This is a genomic window from Vibrio sp. TRT 1302 (assembly GCF_050113875.1).
Classification (GTDB): domain Bacteria; phylum Pseudomonadota; class Gammaproteobacteria; order Enterobacterales; family Vibrionaceae; genus Vibrio.
This window is the reverse complement of the sequence record NZ_JBNJOF010000045.1, coordinates 1-1,411: the sequence shown is the minus strand read 5'-3', so window position 1 is coordinate 1,411 and position 1,411 is coordinate 1. Positions and strand designations below refer to the sequence as shown.

The 1,411-nt window shown below is 47.6% G+C and carries 2 protein-coding genes and 1 pseudogene; all 3 read left to right on the top strand.

What is annotated here, in order from left to right; all coding sequences use genetic code 11:
* Positions 1 to 412: pseudogene (locus ACQEXP_RS21185) on the top strand (type VI secretion system tip protein VgrG); the annotation flags it as partial.
* Positions 394 to 993: a DUF4123 domain-containing protein gene (locus ACQEXP_RS21180; protein WP_426971456.1), complete on the top strand. Its 600-nt coding sequence runs from the start codon at positions 394 to 396 to the stop codon at positions 991 to 993. The pseudogene ACQEXP_RS21185 and the gene ACQEXP_RS21180, both read left to right, overlap by 19 nt.
* On the top strand, positions 990 to 1,411 hold a 422-nt coding region (locus tag ACQEXP_RS21175; protein WP_426971455.1), incomplete at its 3' end, for a LysM peptidoglycan-binding domain-containing protein. The genes ACQEXP_RS21180 and ACQEXP_RS21175, both read left to right, overlap by 4 nt.

Here is a 1,411-nt window from a genome sequence, read left to right as displayed (position 1 = left end):
GGAAGGGAGTCTGCATCAAAAAATCGCTCAGTTGCATGCATTTGAAATTGGCAATGAACTCCACATCAAAGCCGGTATGAAAGTCGTTATCGAAGCAGGCTCTGAAATGACTTTAAAAGCCGGTGGCAGCTTTATAAAAGTGGACGCTTCGGGTGTTAGCTTGGTTGGAGCGAAAGTCAATTTAAACTCTGGTGGAAGTCCAAGCAGTGGCAGTGGTTTTTCTGGGCAGATTGCTTTGCTGCCCAACTCCCTGACACAGGATATGCCTCCCCCTGAACAAGAAGCAATGGCTACGGATGGATCACTCCCGGCCATGAACCAAATCGCCTACAACAAGATGGTCGAAAACGGCTCGTTGCTAAAAGAACTTTGCCAATGTAATAGAGGTGGTCAATGTCAAATCCACAAATAATGCCTCAGTGGCGCGTTGAAATCGGCTCTGCGCCAATCCTCGTAGACGAATGGGATGTCTATATGATCATCGAGCCTGAACTTTGGCCAAATTGGCAAGTTCAGCTTTATCGAACCGTTCCAGAGCCCTTCTTTTGCCCCCTTTTCGAGCAGACAGAGTTTGCCAACATTGAGCGTGGCCCCGTGTTAGTTGCTCTAAATGGGCGAGAGCTGTTTCCTATTGCAATAGAGCAAATGCAAAGCACACCTTGCGGAAGCCTTATGTATGTTAAAAAAGGCACACCTCAAACGTCACTGGTCAAACTCCTCAGAGAACGTCTAGTCGTTTCGACAGGGCAATCGGTCGCCTTGCTCCGTTACTATGAGCCACGAACCTTATTACCATTACTCGGGACCATGACGGACGAGGAACGCAGTCTGTTTTTCCAATCCATTGAGCAAATTCACTGGTACCACGGGCAATGGTATTGGGGGGCTATCGATCAGCCTATCCACCCTCCAAAGCAGTATCAGTGGACCATAACCCCAGAACACCTCTCTACGATGCAGTCGATTCTTGAAGCGAGTAATGGAGCCCTATGACCATGACTACCTATACCATTCAACCGGGGGATACCCTACTCCAAATCGCTATCGATCAAGGTGTCGAATATGTCGACCTCTTGACTCTGAACCCGCAATGTCAGACTGACCCAAATTACATTCGGGCGGGAGATACCTTAACACTACCTAAAGAAGTGATCATTGAGGAGCCTGAGCCCGATTATTCGACAGAGCCACCCCGTACAGAGCTAGAGCCAAAATGTACTGGAGAAATTCTCAGTGCGCCTTTATGTCAGAGCATTAATGTCCATGATGTGCTGTTTTTTACTGGGGATTCGCCAACAGACTATTACTGTTTGGCACAAGAGGACCAATCAAAACTGAAAGAAGAAATTCAGATCACCGATAAACTGGTTCAAGACTATAAAACGCTCCTAGAAAACGCACCCAGTGGCGA

Coding starts and splice junctions, on each gene's coding strand:
- ACQEXP_RS21180 (WP_426971456.1), top strand. CDS start 394: ATGTCAAATCCACAAATAATGCCTCAGTGGCGCGTTGAAATCGGCTCT.